This window comes from Marisediminicola sp. LYQ134 (assembly GCF_046599635.1).
GTDB lineage: Bacteria > Actinomycetota > Actinomycetes > Actinomycetales > Microbacteriaceae > Marisediminicola.
This window is the reverse complement of record NZ_JBKIWP010000001.1, coordinates 687,449-708,372: the sequence shown is the minus strand read 5'-3', so window position 1 is coordinate 708,372 and position 20,924 is coordinate 687,449. Positions and strand designations below refer to the sequence as shown.

At 68.6% G+C, this 20,924-nt stretch carries 18 protein-coding genes and 1 tRNA gene; 12 read left to right on the top strand and 7 right to left on the bottom strand.

The features are described from left to right. Position 1 precedes the first annotated feature (1 nt). From ACLHIH_RS03495 to ACLHIH_RS03485, 3 genes are read right to left on the bottom strand one after another with little or no spacing between them, the layout of a single operon-like run. A complete protein-coding gene (locus tag ACLHIH_RS03495) occupies positions 2-427 on the bottom strand; it encodes a DUF3618 domain-containing protein (protein WP_411315318.1) in 426 nt (141 codons plus the stop codon). Positions 428-478: 51 nt separating this feature from the next. After that, on the bottom strand, positions 479-1,177 hold the full coding sequence (locus ACLHIH_RS03490) for an SOS response-associated peptidase (protein WP_411315317.1): 699 nt from the start codon (positions 1,175-1,177) through the stop codon (positions 479-481). Positions 1,178-1,183: 6 nt separating this feature from the next. Then, positions 1,184-2,056, bottom strand: coding sequence for a universal stress protein (locus ACLHIH_RS03485; RefSeq protein WP_411315316.1), 873 nt, complete (start codon positions 2,054-2,056; stop codon positions 1,184-1,186). Between the two features lie 148 nt (positions 2,057-2,204). Between ACLHIH_RS03485 and ACLHIH_RS03480 the strand changes: the two genes are divergently transcribed. After that, positions 2,205-3,491, top strand: coding sequence for an endo-1,4-beta-xylanase (locus ACLHIH_RS03480; RefSeq protein ID WP_411315315.1), 1,287 nt, complete (start codon positions 2,205-2,207; stop codon positions 3,489-3,491). 12 nt (positions 3,492-3,503) lie between these two features. On the opposite strand, the gene ACLHIH_RS03475 is transcribed toward ACLHIH_RS03480, so the two are convergent. Continuing rightward, positions 3,504-3,576, bottom strand: a tRNA-Val gene (locus ACLHIH_RS03475). Positions 3,577-3,790: 214 nt separating this feature from the next. On the opposite strand from ACLHIH_RS03475, the gene aceE reads away from it, so the two are divergent. The 7 genes from aceE to ACLHIH_RS03440 all read left to right on the top strand — a co-directional run bounded on the left by aceE (position 3,791) and on the right by ACLHIH_RS03440 (position 12,627). Next, the gene (gene aceE / locus ACLHIH_RS03470; protein WP_411315314.1) at positions 3,791-6,517 is read left to right on the top strand and encodes a pyruvate dehydrogenase (acetyl-transferring), homodimeric type; all 2,727 of its coding nucleotides are present in this window, start codon (positions 3,791-3,793) and stop codon (positions 6,515-6,517) included. 22 nt (positions 6,518-6,539) lie between these two features. Further along, positions 6,540-7,754: a PucR family transcriptional regulator gene (locus ACLHIH_RS03465; protein ID WP_411315313.1), complete on the top strand. Its 1,215-nt coding sequence runs from the start codon at positions 6,540-6,542 to the stop codon at positions 7,752-7,754. 102 nt (positions 7,755-7,856) lie between these two features. Further along, positions 7,857-8,777 (top strand): ACP S-malonyltransferase, encoded by a 921-nt coding sequence (locus ACLHIH_RS03460; RefSeq protein ID WP_411315312.1) that lies wholly within the window; start codon positions 7,857-7,859, stop codon positions 8,775-8,777. A gap of 2 nt (positions 8,778-8,779) precedes the next feature. Further along, complete coding sequence (locus ACLHIH_RS03455) at positions 8,780-9,778, top strand: beta-ketoacyl-ACP synthase III (RefSeq protein ID WP_411315311.1); 999 nt, start codon at positions 8,780-8,782, stop codon at positions 9,776-9,778. Between the two features lie 43 nt (positions 9,779-9,821). Continuing rightward, positions 9,822-10,070, top strand: a complete 249-nt coding sequence (locus ACLHIH_RS03450; protein ID WP_411315310.1) for an acyl carrier protein — start codon at positions 9,822-9,824, stop codon at positions 10,068-10,070. A 95-nt stretch (positions 10,071-10,165) separates the two neighbouring features. Further along, positions 10,166-11,404, top strand: a complete 1,239-nt coding sequence (locus ACLHIH_RS03445; protein WP_411315309.1) for a beta-ketoacyl-[acyl-carrier-protein] synthase family protein — start codon at positions 10,166-10,168, stop codon at positions 11,402-11,404. After that, positions 11,401-12,627 carry a glycosyltransferase family 4 protein gene (locus ACLHIH_RS03440; RefSeq protein WP_411315308.1) on the top strand — a complete coding sequence of 409 codons (1,227 nt, stop codon included), beginning with the start codon at positions 11,401-11,403 and terminating at the stop codon, positions 12,625-12,627. The genes ACLHIH_RS03445 and ACLHIH_RS03440 overlap by 4 nt, the downstream gene beginning before the upstream one ends. Before the next feature lie 55 nt (positions 12,628-12,682). Here the strand turns inward: ACLHIH_RS03440 and ACLHIH_RS03435 are convergent, their stop codons facing one another. Then, a complete protein-coding gene (locus ACLHIH_RS03435) occupies positions 12,683-13,186 on the bottom strand; it encodes a DUF3145 domain-containing protein (protein ID WP_411315307.1) in 504 nt (167 codons plus the stop codon). A gap of 187 nt (positions 13,187-13,373) precedes the next feature. Between ACLHIH_RS03435 and ACLHIH_RS03430 the strand changes: the two genes are divergently transcribed. Continuing rightward, a complete protein-coding gene (locus ACLHIH_RS03430; RefSeq protein ID WP_411315306.1) occupies positions 13,374-13,967 on the top strand; it encodes a PadR family transcriptional regulator in 594 nt (197 codons plus the stop codon). A gap of 6 nt (positions 13,968-13,973) precedes the next feature. Here the strand turns inward: ACLHIH_RS03430 and ACLHIH_RS03425 are convergent, their stop codons facing one another. Together ACLHIH_RS03425 and ACLHIH_RS03420 are read right to left on the bottom strand one after the other, a co-directional pair. After that, positions 13,974-15,644 (bottom strand): bifunctional 3'-5' exonuclease/DNA polymerase, encoded by a 1,671-nt coding sequence (locus ACLHIH_RS03425; protein WP_411315305.1) that lies wholly within the window; start codon positions 15,642-15,644, stop codon positions 13,974-13,976. Between the two features lie 86 nt (positions 15,645-15,730). Further along, positions 15,731-16,552, bottom strand: a complete 822-nt coding sequence (locus tag ACLHIH_RS03420; RefSeq protein WP_411315304.1) for a DUF1684 domain-containing protein — start codon at positions 16,550-16,552, stop codon at positions 15,731-15,733. Between the two features lie 175 nt (positions 16,553-16,727). On the opposite strand from ACLHIH_RS03420, the gene ACLHIH_RS03415 reads away from it, so the two are divergent. From ACLHIH_RS03415 to ACLHIH_RS03405, 3 genes are all read left to right on the top strand, one after another. Continuing rightward, a complete protein-coding gene (locus tag ACLHIH_RS03415; RefSeq protein WP_411315303.1) occupies positions 16,728-18,038 on the top strand; it encodes a hypothetical protein in 1,311 nt (436 codons plus the stop codon). 89 nt (positions 18,039-18,127) lie between these two features. Then, the gene (locus tag ACLHIH_RS03410; protein ID WP_411315302.1) at positions 18,128-19,486 is read left to right on the top strand and encodes a chaplin family protein; all 1,359 of its coding nucleotides are present in this window, start codon (positions 18,128-18,130) and stop codon (positions 19,484-19,486) included. Positions 19,487-19,669: 183 nt separating this feature from the next. Next, a complete protein-coding gene (locus ACLHIH_RS03405; RefSeq protein WP_411315301.1) occupies positions 19,670-20,845 on the top strand; it encodes an alcohol dehydrogenase catalytic domain-containing protein in 1,176 nt (391 codons plus the stop codon). Positions 20,846-20,924 lie beyond the last annotated feature (79 nt).

Sequence of the window (20,924 nt, the reverse complement as noted above, 5' to 3'; positions counted from 1 at the left end):
TCTATCGAGGGCGCGCGGAGGTCGTGTCCGACGAGGACGGTCGTCGCGCCGCGACGGTGGCGATGCCCGTGACGATCGCGAGCCCGGCCGCGGCGATGCTCGTCGCGATCGCACGAGCCTGACGCTCCCCCCTCCACTCGGGCGGGATCGACGCGGCGACGCGGTCACGGGCGTCTCTCGCGCGCGAGGGCACGTCGAGGTCGTACTTGACCTTGGCGACGGTCGCGACGAGTTCGGCGCGCGTGACCTCGACCGAGCGCCGGATCTCCTCCGGGGTGCGCGTGTCTTTCTGCTTCGGTTCGGGCTCGGGGGTCTCGACCCCGTCGAGCTCGCGGGCCTTGTTGAGGGATCGCTGCCTCGCGACACTCCGCGCGACCGTCGTCACGAGTCCGGTCACCGAGAGACGGTCTTTCTTGCGCTTTGCCATGGGTCCATTCTCCGGGGTCGTGGCGCCCTCTCGCGCCGGGTCGATCGGGGTTCAGAGGGGATTGATGAGCGAAGGGTCGTTGCCGCTGCCGAGTGGCGCGATCCGCCGGATCTCGAGCTCGTCGAGCGCGTCGGCCGACGCCGCGACGACTCCGTCGACGAAGGGCTGGTCTCCGACGATCGTCGGGTCGAGCCAGTCGTCCCAGAGCTCGCGATCGAGTACGACCGGGGTGCGGTCGTGGATGTCGGCGAGCGCGCCGGTCGCCGCGGTCGTGAGGATCGTGGCCGTGAGAACCCAGCGAGCGGGGTCGTCGTCGGCTCGCGAGCGGTCCCGCCACCACGAGTAGAGGCCCGCGAACGCGAGGGGTCCGGTGGGGTCGGAGATGTAGTGAGGGGTCTTGACGGTTCCGACCGTCTTCCACTCGTAGTACCCCGACGCGGGCAGGATCGCGCGCCGTGACACGACGGAAGGGGCGAAGACGCGCTTCTCGGCGACGGTCTCCGAGCGCGCGTTGAAGGTCGGGTACGGCAGCTTGAGGCTGTCGGAGAACGACGGGACGAGAGACCAGCGCGCGCCCTCGAGGCGCCGTGTCGGCATCCCTCCGTCGGCGAGCGACTCGACGACGATGGGAACGCGGTCGGTCGGTCGCACGTTCCACGACGGCTCAGGCAGGTCGTTCCCTTCGATCTCGATCTCGAAGAGCCCGAGAAGGTCGCGGTGCTCTCCCGCGACGACGAATCGACCGCACACGGTGACTCAGCTCTCCGCAGACGCGTCGAGCGCGACATCGTCGGGGTGGGAGACGATCGCGACCGGGCACGGGAGACTGATGAGCAGGTCGTGTCCGACCGACCCGAGGATGAGCCCCGGGAGCATGCCGCGCCGGTGGGTGCCGACGACGAGGAGGTCAGCTCCCCGCGCGGCGTCGGTGAGGACGGCGGCCGCGGGTCCTTCCCGCGTGACCGCCGACACCTCGACGTTGGGTCGATGCTCCGTGATCTTCGCGACCGCGCGGTCGATCACCTCGCTCTCGGCGGCCTCGAACCCCGTGATGACGTCGGTGCCGGTGCCGGCGAACTCCGCCGCCACGAGGGGCGGGATGTGCCACGCGTGCACGGCGTGGAGCGTGCGACCGAGACGCTCGGCTTCGGCCGCGGCGAACTCGAGAGCGACATCCGACGTGTCGTCGTCGTCGACGCCGACCACCACGTGCCCGCCGCTCGGTGTCCAATCGGCGGGGATGACGATCACGGGGCAGTGCGCGCCCACCGCGACCTGTTGGCGCAGTGTTCCGGAGAAGTAGCCGGTCGACTCGCGGGTTCCGATGACGAAGAGGTCGACCCCCGCCGACGCGAGGATGAGCTGGTGTCGCGTCGACCCGCGACGGAGCGTCGTCTGCACTTTCGTGCCCGGAGAGTTCTCGCTCACGAGCGCCGCGGCGGTCGCGAGCATCCGCTCGTAGGCCGGGATCTCTCGCTCCTCGGTGAACGACGACGTCCACGGGCCCGTCTCGACCACGGTCGTGATCTCGAGCGACATCGGCACCTCGTGGGAGCGGGCGATCACCCACTCGAGGGCGGCCCGACTGCCCGGACCGCCGTTGACCGCGACGACGACTTTCTCGACCATGATGTGCTCCCGCTCGTTCTCTCGGCGACGTTCCCCTCCGAGACTGTCACGTCCGCGGTCCGCGCGTCACCTCCGCCGCACGGCCGGACATCGCCTAGCGTCGTGGTGTCGCCGACGGCGGCGAACTCCACCTCGACGAGGAGGCCCCGTGGCTGCATCCTTCCCCCCTTTCGACGACTCCGTCCGGCATCGCGTCGTCGACGCGACCGTCACCGTCGTCTCCCCCGACGGCACACCGCTCGCCGACACGGATGTCGTCGTCGAGCAGTCGGGCCACGCGTTCGCCTTCGGCAACATCGCGTTCGATTTCATCCCGCTCGCGAACGGCGAAACCGAGCCCGTGCCCGGCCGCGTGATCGACGCCGACATCGCTCTTCTCCCGAGGCTCGCCGACCTGTGGCTCGACGTGTTCAACACCGCGACGCTGCCGTTCTACTGGGGCCGTTTCGAGCCCGACCGCGGAAAGCCCGACACCGCGAGGCTCCTCGCGACGGCGCAGTGGTTCGCCGACCGCGGTGTCGCGCTCAAGGGGCACCCTCTCGTGTGGCACACCGTGACGGCTCCCTGGTTGCTCGAGCTCGAACCCGACGAGATCGAGCGAGTGCAGCGCGAGCGCATCCGTCGTGAGGTCGGCGATTTCCGCGGTCTCGTCGACACGTGGGACGCCATCAACGAGGTCGTGATCATGCCCGTCTTCGAGGCTGAGGACAACGGCATCACGAAGCTCGCGAAGCACCTGGGCCGCATCCCGATGATCCGCCTGGCATTCGAGGAGGCGCGGGCGGCGAACCCCTCGGTGACGCTCCTGCTCAACGATTTCGATCTCTCGGAGCGCTACGAGGACCTCCTCGACGAGGTGCTCGGCGCCGGCATCCAGATCGACGCGATCGGCCTCCAGACGCACATGCACCAGGGCTACTGGGGCGAAGACACGATGCTCGCGACCGTCGACAAATTCGCTCGCTTCGGGCTCCCGTTGCACATGACCGAGTCGACGATCCTCTCGGGCGACCTCATGCCTCCCGAGATCGTCGACCTCAACGACTACCAGGTCGACCACTGGCCCTCCACTCCGGAGGGTGAGGAGCGCCAGGCCGACGAGATCGTGCGCCACTACCGCTCACTCATGACGCACCCCGCGGTCGAGGCGATCACCTACTGGGGCTTGAGCGACAGCGGGTCGTGGCTCGGCGCTCCCGTCGGCTTCGTGCGGGCGGACGGCTCGACGAAGCCCTCGTACGACGCCCTCCGCTCGCTCGTCAAGGAGGAGTGGTGGATGCCGCAGACGACCCTGCGAACGGATGCCGACGGTCGCGTCCCCGTGCGCGGTTTCGCCGGCGACTATCGGGTGAGCGCGCGCGGCGCCGAGACGACGGTGCCGCTCTCCGGCGGTGTGGACGCGAGGGTGACGGCGACGCTCGGGCGCGCATCGTGACCCGCGTGAGAGTGGGCCCTACCGGGCTCGAACCGATGACATCCACGGTGTAAACGTGGCGCTCTACCAACTGAGCTAAAGGCCCGTGACTGCGGCGGCGGAGCGCTGCGGTGACGTTGGCGAAACAATACCAGTCGGGGCAACGCCCCTCGCGACAGACCGCTGACAGCGGAACGGGGATGGCGCTCAGACTCGTGCAACTAGAATCGACGAGGCTTTGACGCGCGACCGGACAATCCCGGCGGTCGTCGAAGTGCTCCAACAATCACGAAGAACACGCGAACAGAGCGAGGTCAAGGGTGACGGTCAACGACCAGGATCCGTATTCGGTCAACAACATCGATTCCGATCCGGAAGAGACTGCCGAGTGGCAGGAATCCTTGGACGCCCTCGTGGCGGTTCAGGGGCACGAGCGCGGACGCGAGATCATGCTGTCGCTGCTCAAGCGGTCGAAGGAGCTGCACCTCGGTGTTCCGATGGTGCCGACGACCGACTACCTCAACACGATCGCGGCCGACGACGAGCCCGACTTCCCCGGTGACGAGGATGTCGAACGGCGCTACCGCGCGTGGATCCGCTGGAACGCGGCGATCACGGTGCACCGCGCGCAGCGCCCCGGCATCGGTGTCGGTGGCCACATCTCGACGTACGCGTCGTCTGCCGCCCTCTACGAGGTCGGCCACAACCACTTCTTCCGCGGCCAGCACCACGCCGGCGGTGGAGACCAGATTTTCTACCAGGGTCACGCCTCCCCCGGCATGTACGCCCGCGCGTTCCTCGAGGGACGCCTGAGCACCGACCAGCTCGACGGCTTCCGCCAGGAGAAGTCGCACGACGCCGGTGGGCTGTCGTCGTACCCGCACCCGCGCCTCATGAAGGACTTCTGGCAGTTTCCGACGGTGTCGATGGGTCTCGGCCCGATCAACGCGATCTACCAGGCGCAGTCGAACAAGTACCTCACCGACCGCGGCATCGCCGACGCGAGCGACCAGCAGGTCTGGGCGTTCCTCGGCGACGGCGAGATGGACGAGGTCGAGAGCCGCGGTGCGCTCCAGCTCGCGGCGAACGACAGTCTCGACAACCTCAACTTCGTCATCAACTGCAACCTCCAGCGCCTCGACGGCCCGGTTCGCGGTAACGGCAAGATCATCCAGGAGCTCGAGAGCTTCTTCCGCGGCGCCGGCTGGAACGTCATCAAGGTCATCTGGGGCCGCGAGTGGGACGACCTGCTCGCTCGCGACAGCGAGGGTGCACTGCGCGACCTCATGAACCGCACCCCCGATGGCGACTACCAGACCTACAAGGCCGAGAGCGGCGCCTACGTGCGCGAGAACTTCTTCGGTCGTGACCCGCGCGCGCTCGAGCTCGTCAAGGACTACTCCGACGACGACGTGTGGAACCTCAAGCGCGGAGGACACGACTACCGCAAGGTCTACGCGGCGTTCAAGGCCGCCCAGGAGCACAAGGGCCAGCCGACCGTGATCCTCGCGAAGACGGTCAAGGGGTACGGCCTCGGACCGTCGTTCGAGGGACGCAACGCGACCCACCAGATGAAGAAGCTCACTCTCGACAACCTCAAGCAGTTCCGCGACGAGATGCGCATCCCCATCACCGACGCGAAGCTCGAAGAAGACCCGTACCTGCCTCCGTACTACCACCCGGGCAACGACGACGAAGCGATCCAGTACCTCCACGAGCGCCGCCAGGCCCTCGGTGGCTACGTGCCGGAGCGACGCTCGAAGTACACGCAGGTCAACCTCCCCGAGCACTCGACGTACGACGTCGTCAAGAAGGGTTCCGGCAAGCAGGAGATCGCCACGACGATGGCGTTCGCCCGACTGCTCAAAGACCTGCTGCGATCGAAGGACTTCGGACACCGCATCGTGCCGATCATCCCCGACGAGGCGCGCACCTTCGGTATGGACGCGTACTTCCCGACGTCGAAGATCTACAACCCGCAGGGACAGCAGTACACCTCGGTCGACCGTCAGCAGTTGCTCGCCTACAAGGAGAGCCCGCAGGGTCAGATCCTCCACGTGGGCATCAACGAGGCGGGCGCCTTCGCGGCGTTCACCGCGGCCGGCACGTCGTACTCGACCCACGGCGAAGCGCTCGTGCCCGTCTACGTCTTCTACTCGATGTTCGGCTTCCAGCGCACGGGCGACGCCATGTGGGCTGCGGGCGATCAGATGGCGCGCGGTTTCATCATCGGCGCGACCGCGGGCCGCACGACCCTCACGGGTGAAGGCCTGCAGCACGCCGACGGGCACTCTCTCGTGCTCGCCGCGACGAACCCCGCGGTCGTCTCGTACGACCCCGCATACGGCTACGAAATCGGCCACATCATGAAGGCCGGGCTCGAGCGGATGTACGGCGGCGAGCACGCCGATCCGAACGTCATGTACTACCTCACGGTGTACAACGAGCCGATCGTGCAGCCGGCGGAACCCGAGAACCTCGATGTCGAAGGCGTGCTCGGCGGCATCTACCGCCTCAAGACGTCCGACCGCGAGGGCACGAAGGCCCAGTTGCTCGCATCCGGTGTCGCCGTTCCGTGGGCTCTCGAGGCGCAGCAGCTGCTCGCCGACGACTGGGGCATCTCGGCGGATGTCTGGTCGGTCACCTCGTGGACCGAGCTGCGTCGCGACGGCATCGCCGCCAACGAGCACAACTTCTTGAACCCCGACGAGGAGAAGCACGTTCCGTTCGTCACGCGCAAGCTCGCCGACGCGCACGGTCCGTTCGTCGCCGTGACGGACTTCATGCACGCCGTTCCCGACATGATCCGCGAGTTCGTTCCGGGTGACTACGCGACGCTCGGAGCCGACAACTTCGGCTTCTCCGACACGCGTGCCGCCGCCCGGCGCTATTTCAAGATCGACGGTCCGTCGCTCGTCGTCCGCACCCTCGAGTCGCTCGTCGCCCGCGGCGAGATGGACCCGAGCGTGCCGCAGCAGGCGATCGACAAGTACCGCCTCCACGATGTGAAGGCGGGCACGTCGGGTAACACCGGCGGCGAGAGCTGACACCCGACCGAGGTCTCGGCGCGTGACGACGGCGAAGAAGGCTCCCTCCAAGGAGCAGACACTCGCGTGGCTCAAGACGATCTCGGGTGAGCTCGCGAGCGCGACACTCAAACGACTCGACGACACGCTTCCCTGGTATGGCGACATGCCGCCAGGGAGGCGGTCGGCGGTCGGGCTCGTGGCGCAAGCCGGTATCACGTCGTTCATCCACTGGTTCGACGACCCCACGTCGACCCCGTGGATCGCCGCGGACGTCTTCGGCGCCGCGCCACGCGAGCTGCTGCGGTCGGTGAGCCTCACCCAGACCCTGCAGCTCATCAAAGTCACGGTCGAGGTCGTCGAAGACCGGATCAAGGCGAGGGACGAGTCGCTTCGCGAGGCGATCCTTCTCTACTCACGGGAGATCGCCTTCGCCGCCGCGGACGTCTACGCCCGGGCGGCCGAAGCGCGGGGCCTGTGGGATGCGCGGCTCGAAGCGCTCGTCGTCGACTCGATCCTCTCGGGCGAATACGACGACGAGTTGCCGTCGAGGATCGCCGCCCTCGGGTGGCACGGCCACGGCGAGGTCTCGGTGCTCGTCGGCACGGCACCGGTCATGCTCGACGTCGACATGCTGAGGCGGACCGCGCGTCACCTCGACGCCGACGTGCTCATCGGAGTGCAGGGCAACAGGCTCGTTCTCGTGATCGGCCGAGCACACCCGACCCCCGGCGAGGGGGAAGTGTCGACCGAGACGCCCCTCGTGCCCTTCGTCGACATCGCGAAAGCGCTCGAGCCCGGCTTCGGCGAAGGTCACCTCGTGCTCGGCCACGAGGTGTCGAGCCTCGTCGACGCGTCCCGCAGCGCCAAGGCTGCTCTTGCGGGGTTCGCCGTCGCCCGGTCGTGGCGCAACGCACCGCGACCCGCCCTCGCCGACGACTTGCTGCCCGAACGGGCACTCGCGGGCGACGCGCTCGCGCGGTCGACCCTCATCAACAAGATCTACCGGCCCCTGCAGGCACACTCGACCGAATTGCTCGCGACGCTGTGGTGCTATCTCGACAATGGTCGCTCGCTGGAAGCGACGGCGCGCGAGATGTTCGTGCACCCGAACACGGTGCGCTATCGCCTCAAGCGTGTCTCGGAGGTGATCGGGTGGGATGCCACGGGCGCGCGCGAGTCGCTCATCCTGCAAGCCGCACTCATCCTGGGCTCCATAGCGGAACCCGACACCGCACCGCGACGGCGTCGCCGGTGACCGTGTCGATGCGGGCTCCGCTGCGGATTCAGACAACGCTTCTCGAGGTTTCTGGTGGAGTCGCTACAGGCCTCGAGCGACGATCCTTGCGAGGATAGTCGGATGATCGTCGTTCTCTGCCCCGGCCAAGGCTCGCAGACCCCCGGGTTTCTGAGCCCCTGGCTCACCGAAACCGTCTTCCGTGATCAGCTCGAGGGGATGTCCGACGCGATCGGGGTCGACCTCGTGGCCCATGGCACGGTGTCCGACGCCGACACCATCCGCGACACGGCAGTCGCTCAGCCCCTCATCGTCGCGGCGGGGCTGCTCGCCTCAAGCGTCCTCCTCGCCGACGGACGGCGCGAGCGCGTGTCGGGTGCCGCCGGTCACTCGGTCGGAGAAGTGACCGCTGCGGCCGTGTCGGGTGTGCTCAGCCTCACCGATGCCATGACGCTCGTGCACACCCGTGGCACGGCGATGGCCGACGCGGCCGCTGTCACGTCGACCGGCATGAGCGCGGTCGTCGGAGCAGACGAAGGCGAGTTGCTCGCCGCGCTCGACCGCCACGGGCTCCACCCCGCCAACTTCAATGGCGGGGGCCAGATCGTGGTCGCGGGCGCGACCGACGCCCTCGAGGCGTTGCGCTCCGAGCCGCCCACGGGAGCGCGAGTGATTCCCCTGCAGGTCGCAGGAGCGTTCCACACCGACTACATGCTCCCTGCTGTCGACCGACTCGCCGCCGTCGCGTCGACGCTCGACGCTCATGATCCGATCATGACCCTCTGGTCGAACAGCGACGGGTCCGCCGTCTCGAGTGGAGCTCGCTTCGTCGACCTCCTCGTCGGTCAGGTGAGCTCGCCCGTGCGGTGGGACCGCACCATGGAATCGCTCTCGGCGGCGGGCGTGACCGGGCTCATCGAACTCGCCCCGGCCGGCGCGCTCACGGGACTCGCGAAGCGCGGTCTGCGCGGAGTCCCCGCGGTCGCGGTCAAGACGCCGGACGATCTCCCCGCAGCATTCGACCTCATCGACAGGAACTCGTGATCATGGCGACTCTCACCCAGTCCTCCGGGGCGCAATTCACCCGTATCTACAGCTACGGCGCCGCGCGCGGCGACGTCGTCGTCGACAACGCGGCCCTCATCGGCCCGATCGATTCGAGCGACGAGTGGATCCAGCAGCGCACGGGGATCATCACGCGCACGCGTGCCTCAGCCGAGGTGAGCGCGACCGACCTCGCGACCGACGCGGCCCTCGAAGCGATCGAGAAATCGGGCATCGAGGCGAGTGCGATCGACCTCGTCATCGTCGCGACCATCAGCAACGTGCGACAGACCCCGTCGATGGCCGCGGTCGTGGCCGATCGGGTCGGGGCGAACCCGGCCGCGGCCTACGACACGAATGCCGCGTGCGCCGGGTTCAGCTACGCCGTGACCCAAGCAGACGCGCTCATCCGCTCCGGCGCGGCACACAATGCTCTCGTCATCGGTGCCGAGAAGCTCTCCGACATCGTCGATCCCACCGACAGGTCGATCTCGTTCCTGCTCGCCGACGGCGCGGGAGCCGTCGTCATCGGCCCGAGCGACAGCCCGGGGATCGCGGCGCCCGTGTGGGGTTCCGACGGCTCGAAAGCGGACGCCGTCGGCATGAACGCGACGCTCACCGAGTTCCGAGACGGCGAGGCCGAGTGGCCCACCCTGCGTCAAGAGGGTCAGACGGTCTTCCGCTGGGCGGTCTGGGACATGGCGAAAGTCGCTGCCCGCGCGCTCGAGGCCGCGGGCATCACCGCCGACGACCTCGCCGCGTTCATCCCCCACCAGGCGAACATGCGCATCATCGACGAGTTCGCCAAGCAGCTCGGCCTGCCCGAGAGCGTCATGATCGCGCGCGACATCGCGACGACCGGAAACACCTCGGCCGCGTCGATCCCCCTCGCGACCCACCGGCTCCTCGACGAGCACCCCGAGCTCAGCGGCGGCCTCGCCCTGCAGATCGGTTTCGGCGCGGGCCTCGTCTTCGGCGCCCAGGTGATCGTTCTTCCCTAGACTTGACCCCGGTCACACGACACCCCACCAAGGAGATAACACAATGGCACTGTCCACCGAAGAAGTTCTGTCCGGCCTCGCCGAGCTCATCAACGACGAAACCGGCATTGCGACGGACTCGGTCGAACTCGACAAGTCGTTCACCGACGACCTCGACATCGACTCGATCTCGATGATGACCATTGTCGTCAACGCCGAAGAGAAGTTCGACGTCAAGATCCCCGACGAAGAGGTCAAGAACCTCAAGACCGTCGGCGATGCCGTGACGTTCATCACCAACGCCCAGGGCTGACACCTCCGCGCACAGGACCACCGCCTGTGTGGCCGGGGAGGGAACATCCGCTCACCTCGGCCGCACGAGCACAGCACCACCGAAGGAAACCAGACATGAGCCCCAAGAAGATCGTCGTCACCGGCCTCGGCACGACCTCCCCCCTCGGTGGCTCGGTCGCCGACACTTGGACCGCCCTTCTCGCGGGCGAGTCGGGTGCACGCCCGCTCGAGCAGGAGTGGGTGTCGAAGTACGACCTCCCCATCACCTTCGCGGCGCAAGCGAAGGTGCCGGCCGCAGACATCCTGACGCGGCAGGAGACCAAGAGGCTCGATCCCGGCAGCCAGTTCGCCGTGATCGCGGCTCGCGAGGCGTGGGCCGACGCGGGGGCCCCGGATGTCGACCCCGAACGCATCGCCGTCGACTATGCGACCGGTATCGGTGGCATCTGGACTCTCGTCGACGCGTGGGACACCCTGCGTGAGCGCGGCGCCCGCCGTGTTCTGCCGATGACGGTCCCCATGCTCATGCCCAACGGGCCAGCCGCAGCCATCAGCATGAGCCTGTCGGCTCGCGGTGGGGCACGCACCGTCGTGTCGGCGTGCGCTTCGAGCACCGAGTCGATCGCCAACGCCTACGCGCACCTGCAGGCCGGGCTCGCCGACGTCGTCATCGCGGGCGGAACGGAGGCGGCCATTCATCCGCTTCCGATCGCCTCGTTCGCGGCTATGCAGGCCCTGTCGAAGCGCAACGACTCCCCCGCGACCGCGTCACGCCCCTACGACGTCGACCGCGACGGCTTCGTGCTCGGCGAGGGTGCCGGAGCGATCGTGCTCGAGACCGAGGAGCACGCGCTCGCTCGAGGGGCACGCATCTACGCCGAGCTCGCGGGTGGATCGGTGACGAGCGACTCGTACCACATCACCGCTCCCGACCCCGAGGGTTCGGGCGCCGCCCGGGCGATGCTCGCGGCGCTCGATCAAGCGGATGCCTCGATCACCGACGTTCTCCACGTCAACGCGCACGCGACGAGCACCCCCGTCGGCGACATCGCCGAATACAACGCGATGAAGAGGGTCTTCGGAGACCACCTCGACTCCGTCGCAGTCTCCGCGACCAAGGGAGCGACGGGCCACCTCCTCGGGGGAACCGGCGCCCTCGAAGCCATCTTCACTATCCTCGCGCTCCACCACCGCACGGCTCCGCCGACGATCAACCTCGACAACCAGGATCCCGAGATCCCGCTCGACGTCGTGACGACGCCACGCGACCTCGGCACCGACCCCATCCTCGCGATCAGCAACTCGTTCGGTTTCGGCGGGCACAACGCGGTAGCGGCGTTCCGCAGCGTGTGACGCCCGCTCCCACGGCGATCAGGATCGCCATCGTCTGCGACTACTTCCTCGACTTCGTCGGCGGGGCGCAGACGTCGATGCGCCAGCAGGAGCTCGCGCTCACCGCGGCGGGCCACGAGGTCGTCATGATCTCGGCGTCGAGGTTCTCCCGGCCGCGGGTGAGCCACGCGCTCCACGAGGTGAGGCTCGCTCCGGTCGCGACACTCCCGGGTCTCGAACTCCCCGTCATCGTCAACAGCTCGCGGACGCGAGCGACCCTGCGCGCCGCCTTTCGCGAGCACGCTGTCGACGTCGTGCACGTGCAGACCGAATTCGGTCTCGCCCACGCAGCCGTCGACGTCGCGCGGGAGCTCGGGATCCCGGTCATCCACACGGTGCACACGTTCTACTGGGCGAGCGACGGTCCCTGGTGGCACCGGCTCGTCGAGCCGCTGCTCCGGCGGTCGCTCGAGCGCATCACTCGAGCAGAGATCCCGGCGTCCGCGCTGTCCCCGCGCCCGATCGACAACCTCCTGAGAAACCTCACCCTCGGGATGGCGCGTCGAGTCGACGCGGTGATCTCGCCGTCGGCACACCAGGCGCGAGACCTCGCGGATGCGCGCGTCGAGACCGCGATCGACGTCGTGCCGAACCCGATCGCCTCACCAACCACCCCCGTGGATGCGATCGGAGCAGATCGTGAACCGCGCTTTCTCTGGGTCGCGCGATGCGAACCGATCAAGAGGCCATTGCCGTTCGCCGAAGCAGCCGTGCGCGCCCTCGAGATCACAGGGGGCGGCTTCAGCGTGGACTTCGCCGGAGACGGAAGCGACCGCGCCGCGCTCGAGAAGCTCGTCGAGGGTCACCCGCTCGTGCACGTGCACGGAGCACTCGACCACGAGAGGGTGCTCGAGCTCATGAACACCACGTCGATCGTCGTGCTCACGTCGGTCGGCTTCGACAATCAGCCGATGACCATCGCGGAGGCCGTGAGCCGACAGCGAGGCATCCTCTACTGCGACCCGAAGTTGCGCGAGGGGCTGCTGCACGCGGGACACCTCGCGCCGTCACCGGATGTCGCGGGGCTCACGGCCGCGATCGTCGACCTCGTGCAGACCCCGGGCCTCATCGAGCAACTCTCCCGCGGGGCAGCGCAAGACGGTGAGCAGTTCCTGCCCGAGAGCTATGCGGAGTCCTTCGCATCTCTCGCGACCCGGGTGCGGAACGGCCACCGTCCGGTCTGACGACGTGCGGTGATCCGGGCGCCTCGATCCGGTCCGACGGGAGAAAGGGTGAGCCTCAGCCGACCTTGTGCAGCCAGACCACCTGGCTCGAGTCGCTCGCGTGACGGAAGGCCTCGAGTTCGTCGTCCCAGGCCTGGCCGAGGGCGAGTCGCAGCTCCCTGTGCAGTTCGAGCGCATTCGAGCCGGCGATCTCCATCGCGTAGCGGACGCGATCCTCGGGGATGACGACGTTGCCGACCGTGTCGGTCTGCGCGAAGAAGATGCCCAGGTCGGGCGTGTGCAGCCAGCGGCCACCGTCGGAACCGAAGCCGGCATCTTCCGTCACCTCGAAGCGCAAGTGCTCCCAGCCGCGGAGGGCCGACGCGAGGACCGCCCCGGTGCCCGGCGCACCCTCCCAGTAGAATTCCGCGCGAAGGGCACCCTTGAGCACGGGCTGATCGGTCCACTCGAAGTTGACGGCTCGATCAAGAGCGCGACCGGCAGCCCACTCGATGTGGGGTGCGAGCGCGCGAGGAGCAGAGTGCACGAAAAGCACTCCACGAGCAGTTGCAGCAGCCACGATGACTCCGTTCGGTTAGGTGCGACTTCCCCATCGACCTGGTGAACGAATCTCGGTGCGTTATTCAATTGAGACGGCGTGCCGTTGGTCTCATTATGAGGGATGGTCCCGGCGAATCACAACACTGTGATTAGGCCGGGAAATCGGCACCACCCGGAGGCGTTCTATACTGAGTATAGATTTGACAGTGGGGAGCACAGTGTCGGTTCGAGACGGGCTCCTCGCGATCCTCACCCTCGGTCCAGCGTACGGACTGCAGTTGCACGCCGAACTCGCCGCGCGGAGCCCGCACCGCGGAACCGTGAATCCCGGCCAGATCTACGCGACACTCGAACGCTTGGGCCGAGCCGGACTCATCGAGTCGGGCGGTCGCACGCACGACGGGCTGCCTCTGCATCGGCTCACCCCCGAGGGGCGTTCGACTGCCGACCGGTGGCTCCGCACTCCCCTCGCGGGCGGAGTGCCCGAGTGGTCGGAGATGCTCGATCAGATTCTCGTGGGCGCGACGGTCGACCCTGTCGCCACGGAGCGACTCACTCGCGACTACCGGGTGCGTTGGTCGGCCGAGCTCGACGCCGCGCGCGAGGACGCGGTCGACAGTGGTCGCGAGACGACGATCGCCGGCTGGGCATCCGACGCGCGGGCGGCGCACGCCCGGGCCGCGCTCGAGTGGCTCGCGGCCGTCTCCGATCGGCTCACGGCGGGCACGACCGCGCGACCGCTCTCGACGGTCAAGCCTCGCCGGGGGCGCCGGCCGCACGACGAGCCGGGCGCGTCCTAGCGCCGATCACTTCGCCTTCGCATAATCGTCGACGGCGGCGACGGTCACGGGGAACGTGACCGGAAGATCGCCGAACAGCAACCGCCCGGCATCCGCCGCAGCCTCGCGGATAGCCCGTTCGACCTCGTCAGCGAGGTCGCGAGGGCAGTGCACGACGACCTCGTCGTGCAGGAAGAACGCGAGGTGAGGTTCGCGCTCGAGGTCGGTGTCGCCCCCGAGGGCTCGCAGACGGGTTCTCAGACCCGCCATCCAGCACAGCGCCCATTCGGCCGCGGTGCCCTGAACGACGAAGTTGCGCGTGAACCGGCCCCACGCTTTGGCGCGGGAACGTGCTCGCTCGGCATCCGCCGGTGTCGCGGTCTCGTCGTAGCCGACACCGTCACCGGGCGGGGACGTGCGGCCCAAGTGCGTCGACACGACCTCCCCGCGCTCACCGGCCCTCGCCGCGGCTTCGACGAAGCCGATCGCGCGCGGGTATCGCTCCGCGAGCCTCGGCAGGAGGCGCCCGGCATCGCCCGAGGTTGCGCCGTACATCGCCCCGAGCATCGCGACCTTCGCGTGTTCCCGCGACGCCACGGCACCGCTCGCGACGATCCCCGCGTAGAGGTCGCCGCTCGATCCGGCCTCGACCATCCCGCGGTCCGACGCGAGCGCCGCGAGAATCCGCGGCTCGAGTTGCGCCGCATCCGCGACCACGAGGGTCCACCCCGGGTCGGCCACGACGGCGCTGCGCACCGCCTTCGGCAATTGCAACGCTCCCCCGCCGCCCTTGCTCGACCACCGGCCCGTCACGACACCACCGGGAACATACTCGGGGTGGAAGCGCCCGTCGACGACGTTGGTGTCGAGCCAGGCCCACCCGCTCGCCGTCCACAGCCGAGCGAGCCTCTTGTACTCGAGGATGGGCCCGATGGCGGGGTGGGTGAGCTTCTCGAGCTCCCACGATCTCGTCGACCCCGCGGTGATACCGACACGACCGAGTGCGGCGAGGAGGTCGACGGGGGAATCGACGTTGAGGCCGGGAGCATCCAGGGCCGCGCGCACGTCGGCAGCGACAGCGTGCATGGCGCTCGGGCGATCGCCCTCGCGCGCGGGGCGGGATCCCAGGTTCTCGACGAGCAGCCGATCGTGCACTTCGACACTCCACGGCAGTCCCACGTGGTGGATCTCGGCCGCAACGAGGGCCCCAGCCGATTCCGCGGCGAGGAGCAGCCCGAGTCTCGCGGGCTCGGAAGACGTCGCGACGGCGTCGCGCTGGCGCAGAAACTCCTCGAGGGTGTCGAGTTCTCCGCGCTGAGAGGCACCGCGCCGCGGCACGTGCTCGAGGTCGTCGAGTGCGAAGAGGCCCTCGGCGGCCACAGGGATGTCGCGCACGGTTTCATCCCAGACGCCCTCGGGTGCCGTCGCGACGGGCGACGACGAGGTCAGTCGGGAGCGACGGATGATCGCGTGCGAGAGCCGCACGTCGACGCAGCGCTCGACGCGCACACCCGCCCTCAGGAGCGGCGGGTACCACACGGCCGTATCGGACCAGACCCAGCGCGGACGGTCGGGTGCGAGGCGCCGCACCTCCGCCGGCAGATCGTCGACGACGCGCGCGGCACCGCGCACCGCACCGGTGTCGTCGAGCTCCTGGATCGTCGTCTCGCCGCCCTGGCGTGTGAGAACGGCGTACATGCTCTCATTCTCGTCGTCACCACCGACCCCGGGCACCACTGCCCTCGGCCACCGCCGGCCCCGAGCACCGGGGCCTCGACCGTGGACTAGTGGAGGAGAGCCCCCGCGGTGTTGAGCACGTTCTTCTCGCCCGCTTCGATCGGCACCGAGAATCGATTCTGCTTCGGCGGAAGCGGGCAGTTGAAGTTGTAGCTGAAGGCGCACGGCGGCAGGTATGCACGGTTGAAGTCGAGAGCGATCGACCCGTCGGGTGAGGGCGCGACCATGAGAAAGCGCCCGACGCTGTAGGTCGAGTCACCGTTGGTCGAGTCGGCGAAGACGAGCAGGAGCGCGCGACCCTCTTTGAACGCGGCGAGGTTGTAGTCGACGCCGTCCTTCGTGAAACGGATCTCGCCTGGCACGACCTTGTCGCGAGGCTTGCCCTCGTCTTTCAGATGCTCGATGCCGACGGTGGATCCCCCCTCGATCTCGATCCACGACGCCGTGATCACCCACTCGGGGTTGTAGGGGAACGCGTCGATCGAGCCGAAGTCGCGAATGCCCTCCGAGGCCGCATCCCACACGCGGAGCGCATAGGCACCGTCCTCGCCGGCGATGACGAAACCCGTGACGGTGTCACTGAAGACGATCTCGCCGGGCGACACCGAGTCTTTGCCCGCCACGACGGCCTCACCGTCGACGAGTGCGCCGTCGACGCGGATGCCGTCGCTCGCGTTCGCGACGACGCGGAGACCCGATTCGCCGGCCGGGAGCGGCGACCAGACGCCGGGCACTCCGTAGACGGGCTGCTCGGCGTCGACCCACTGCGTGTTCACGAGGGCGAGATTGCCTTTCGGCTGCACGACGGACTCCTCGCGGCGACGGCGGTAGAGCGCGAGCTGGTCTTCGGGAGACGTTGTTTCGGTCATGGGTCCATCCTTCTCGGTTTCGTCGTGGTCAACGACCACGGACACGCTTTTATTGCCGATGCGCCGGGCCGAGCCCTCGCGTCATCACCGGGGTACATCTTCGCGAGCTGCTAGACATCCGGAAAATGTCGTGATTATCGTTGAAGCAGGCACACATTACCGGGGGGTGATAGCAGTGGCCGGATCGATGGGGTACTCGATCTCCAGGCTCCTGCGCGTGTGCCTGCTGGCGACGCTCGTCGCCCTCGGATGGATCGCATTCGGGTCGACCCTCTCCGCTTCGGCGGCCGAGGGCGACGAACGCTCGTTGATCGGGGGCCTCGCCTCCGTCGTGGACGACACCGTGAGCGGCACGGTGGCCGGCACCGTCGGTTCGGTCGGCGCACCCGTGAAGACCGTGACCGAGACCGTGGATCGCACGGTGGACCGGACCGTCCACGCGGTCGTCACGAAGGTCGCTCCGCCGGCTCCCGCACCCGCCGCCCCGCCGGCGCCTACCGCTCCCGTGCCTGTCCCTCCTGCACCCGTCGCGTCCGCACCCGTGGTTGCGGCCCCCACTGCTCCCGCCCCGGTGCACGCCGAGCCCGCACACGCTCGACCCGCGGTAACCGAGTCGGCTGCGACCGGCGGGGAGCCGGCGGGGGTCGTCTCGCCCATCGTGGCGGAGGTCACGGATGCTGTAGACGTCGCTGGAGACGTCGCCGGGGACGTCGTCGCTGAAGACGTACTCTCCGCTGGCCTCGTCGGATCGACCGGCGACGCGGTCACAGGGCTGCCGCTCGTGGCGCCGACCCAACTCGACACCGTCGTCTCTCCGCTCACCGGAGCCGTCGACTGGGCGCTCGGGTCGACCGGGAGGATCGTCGACGGCACGGTCGGGGCTACGCTCGACGCCACTCTCCCGGGGCTCGACTCCCTCGGCGTCGGTGTGGATGCGGCGATCGAGCCGATCGTGCGCCCCATCGTCGACAGCGTCGTCGATCCTGTTGTCGGCCCCATCGTCGGTCCCGTCGTCGACCCGGTTGTCGGATCACCACCGTCTGCGCCACCGCTATCCCCGGTCGTGGCCAGAAATCCTCCGCCCGTGAGTGACAGCTCCGGAGGATCGGTGAACGCCGCCGCCTTCGAGGCGGGCGCGCCCGCGCGCGGAGAACCCGTGTCGTCCCGGGAACGCGCGGATACGCTCGGGGCCGGCTCGCCCGGATCACCCGTCACGGCGGCCCACACGAGGTCCGAGACATCCGTCGTCGTCTACACCGACCGGGTCGTCGTAAACCCTGTCGGCACCGTCGGGCACGACGTTCCCGGGGCACCGACCGGCGGTGCCTCGACGACGTCCGCGGCGTCCGTGAACGCGACTGCGACCGTGATCGGAGCTCTCGACCCCTTCGCTGTCGAAACCCACCTTCTCTCGAGTGCGGCGACGGCGTCGGACGACGCCGTTCCCGCCTCGCTCTCGCCCGACCCCGGTTCCTCGCCTGATTGATGGGGGTTCTCGTCACCATTCGGTGGCAGACGAACCCCGGCGCCTCCACTCCGGACGGCGCACCATCACTCATACGAAGGATCAGGACAATGAAGAATGCAGTGACCAAAGGGCTCTATTGCGCCCTCTTCGTCGGAGGTCTCTCCCTGCTGGGAGCGACCGCGGCCAACGCCGCCGACACGTCGGGAGAAGACGGGATCCTTTCCGGAACCCAGGTAGACGCCGCCATCTCGGCTCCCTTGTCGATCGTCGGCTCGGCCGTGAGCGTGATCGGCGACGCCACATCCGAGACCCCGGCACCGGCAGCTTCCGAGCCCGCCGTGACTCCCGCACCCGCGGGGGCCACCACGTCCGGCGCAGACGGCGTCGGCTCCGGCACCCAGGTGGTCGCGGATGTGGTCGCGCCCGTCGAGGCGACAGGCAACGCGATCAGTGTCGTCGGCGACGCCACCTCGAGTGCGGCGCCAGCGGCGACCCCGGCACCCGTGGAGGCACCCGCCTCCGCACCGGTGACGGACGGTGTGGATTCGGTGCTCGGCGGAACCCAGGCCGTGACGAGCATCGACATCCCGCTCGAGGCGAGCGGCAATGCCGTCAGTGTGCTCGGCGACGCGACGTCCACGCGCAGCGCGGACGCCGGCGGGGTTCCGGCGGAGGCCCCCGCTGCGGAGGACGCGGCAGCGGGCGGCACGACCGATGGGAGCGACAGCATCGCCGGGGGCACCCAGGTGATCCCCGACGTGTCTGCTCCGATCGATCTCGGTGGCAACGCGATCACGGTCATCGGTGACGCGAGCTCGACCTCGGGTTCGGCGACCGCGCCGGGCACGGATGGCGGAGCTACTGACGGCGGCACCGCGACGGGCACGACCGACGGAAGCGACAGCATCGCGGGGGGAACGCAGATCGTTCCGAGCATCGACCTTCCGATCACCCTCGGTGGCAATGCCGTGACGATCATCGGCGACAGCTCGACGGTGCCGGTCACCCCGGGAAGCCCCACCGACCCGATCGACCCCACGGACCCCACGGTTCCGACGGACCCCACGGACCCCACGGTTCCGACGGACCCCATCGACCCCACGGACCCGACGGTTCCGACGGACCCCACCGACCCCACGGACCCGACGGTTCCGACGGACCCGACGGTTCCGACCGACCCGATCACCCCGCCCGGTGACTCGATCGACACGGTCGACGGGAGCGGTGACAGCAGTGTCGCCGGGATCTCGACGACCGCCCGGGCCGACGGTTCGATCGCGACGACGTCGTCCGCGGCATCCGTGGCGTCCGCCTCGGCGGCAGCAGGAGCCGAGACCCTCGCCGTCACCGGTGGGAGCGCCGGAGGATCGCTCGCCGGTCTCGCGCTCGCGCTCGTGCTCGCGGGGGCGGTGAGCCTCCTCGCCCACCGCCGCTGGACGGCGGCGATCGGTCGACGCGCGATCTGAGAGCACGCGACAGCGCGACCGAACATCCGGTCGGGTGACGAGCGGGTGCCGCGGGGTCGTGCCCGCGGCATCCGTCCCGTCGCGCAATCCCCCCGAGCCCGCGCGGGCACTGCGAGCCCCGCAGGTCTCACCCGTGAGCGCAACCCCCTGCCACTATGCCGTGGTCGCGCGTAGACAGGGACGATGAAAGCTCTCACCTGGCAATCGACCAACACCGTGCAGGTCGACGAGGTCACCGACCCGTTCATCCAGCACCCCAAAGACGTCATCATCAAGGTCACCTCGACGGCGATCTGCGGGTCCGACCTGCACCTCTACGGCGTTCTCGGCCCGTTCCTGAACAAGGGCGACATCCTCGGTCACGAGCCGATGGGTGTCGTCGTCGAGGTCGGGAGCGAGGTCTCGAAGCTCGCCGTCGGCGACCGCGTCGTCATCCCCTTCGTCATCGCGTGCGGTCACTGCTTCATGTGCAAGCGCGGCCTCACCACGCAGTGTGAGACCACCCAGAACCGCGACACCGAGACCGGCGCCTCGCTCTACGGTTTCACCGAGCTCTACGGCTCCGTTCCCGGGGGTCAAGCCGAGTTCCTGCGTGTTCCGCTCGCCGACTTCAATGCCGTGAAGGTGCAGTCCGACCTCCCGGACGACCGCTACCTCTTCTTGAGCGACATCCTCCCCACCGCGTGGCAGGGCGTTCAGTACGCCAACCTCCAGCCCGGCAACACGCTCGGTGTGATGGGTCTCGGGCCCGTCGGTCAGTTCGTGAGCCGCATCGGCGCCTACCTCGGGCACCGCGTCATCGCGGTCGACCCCGTTCCCGAGCGCCGCGCCATGGCCGAGCGCCACGGTGTCGAGACGATGGACCTCACCGACGAGACACTCGCCCAGCTGCGCGACCTCACCGATGGTCGCGGACCCGACTCGGTCGTCGACGCCGTCGGTCTCGAGGCGCACGGCAACCACGCGGCATCCTTCGCCCAGAAAGCCGTCGGCCTGTTGCCCGATGCGATCGCCAAGAAGGCCATGGACACCGCGGGAATCGATCGCCTCTCGGCCCTCATGATGTCGATCGAGGCTGTGAGCCGCGGCGGAACCGTGTCGATGAGCGGTGTCTACGCCGGAACGGCAGACCCCATGCCGCTCAAGACGATGTTCGACAAGCAGCTCACGATGAAGATGGGTCAGTGCAACGTGCACGACTGGATCGACACGCTCCTGCCGATCGTCGAGAACCCCGACGACCCGCTGGGTGTCGAAGACCTCGTGACTCACCATGTCGGCCTCGACGAGGCGCCCGGGATGTACGACACGTTCCGCGACAAGGAAGACGGCTGCATCAAGGTCGTCATCACCCCGTAGTCACGACCGAGACGGGAGGGCGGCCGGGCGAGAGCCCGGCCGCCCTTCTTCGTCAGGAGACCAGATCACATGGCGGATA

Excerpts from the sequence above, each read along its gene's own strand:
- ACLHIH_RS03495 (WP_411315318.1), bottom strand. The coding sequence starts at position 427 with ATGGCAAAGCGCAAGAAAGACCGTCTCTCGGTGACCGGACTCGTGACG.
- ACLHIH_RS03485 (WP_411315316.1), bottom strand. The coding sequence starts at position 2,056 with ATGGTCGAGAAAGTCGTCGTCGCGGTCAACGGCGGTCCGGGCAGTCGG.
- ACLHIH_RS03460 (WP_411315312.1), top strand. The coding sequence starts at position 7,857 with ATGATCGTCGTTCTCTGCCCCGGCCAAGGCTCGCAGACCCCCGGGTTT.
- ACLHIH_RS03455 (WP_411315311.1), top strand. The coding sequence starts at position 8,780 with ATGGCGACTCTCACCCAGTCCTCCGGGGCGCAATTCACCCGTATCTAC.
- ACLHIH_RS03450 (WP_411315310.1), top strand. The coding sequence starts at position 9,822 with ATGGCACTGTCCACCGAAGAAGTTCTGTCCGGCCTCGCCGAGCTCATC.
- ACLHIH_RS03445 (WP_411315309.1), top strand. The coding sequence starts at position 10,166 with ATGAGCCCCAAGAAGATCGTCGTCACCGGCCTCGGCACGACCTCCCCC.
- ACLHIH_RS03425 (WP_411315305.1), bottom strand. The coding sequence starts at position 15,644 with ATGTACGCCGTTCTCACACGCCAGGGCGGCGAGACGACGATCCAGGAG.
- ACLHIH_RS03420 (WP_411315304.1), bottom strand. The coding sequence starts at position 16,552 with ATGACCGAAACAACGTCTCCCGAAGACCAGCTCGCGCTCTACCGCCGT.
- ACLHIH_RS03410 (WP_411315302.1), top strand. The coding sequence starts at position 18,128 with ATGAAGAATGCAGTGACCAAAGGGCTCTATTGCGCCCTCTTCGTCGGA.
- ACLHIH_RS03405 (WP_411315301.1), top strand. The coding sequence starts at position 19,670 with ATGAAAGCTCTCACCTGGCAATCGACCAACACCGTGCAGGTCGACGAG.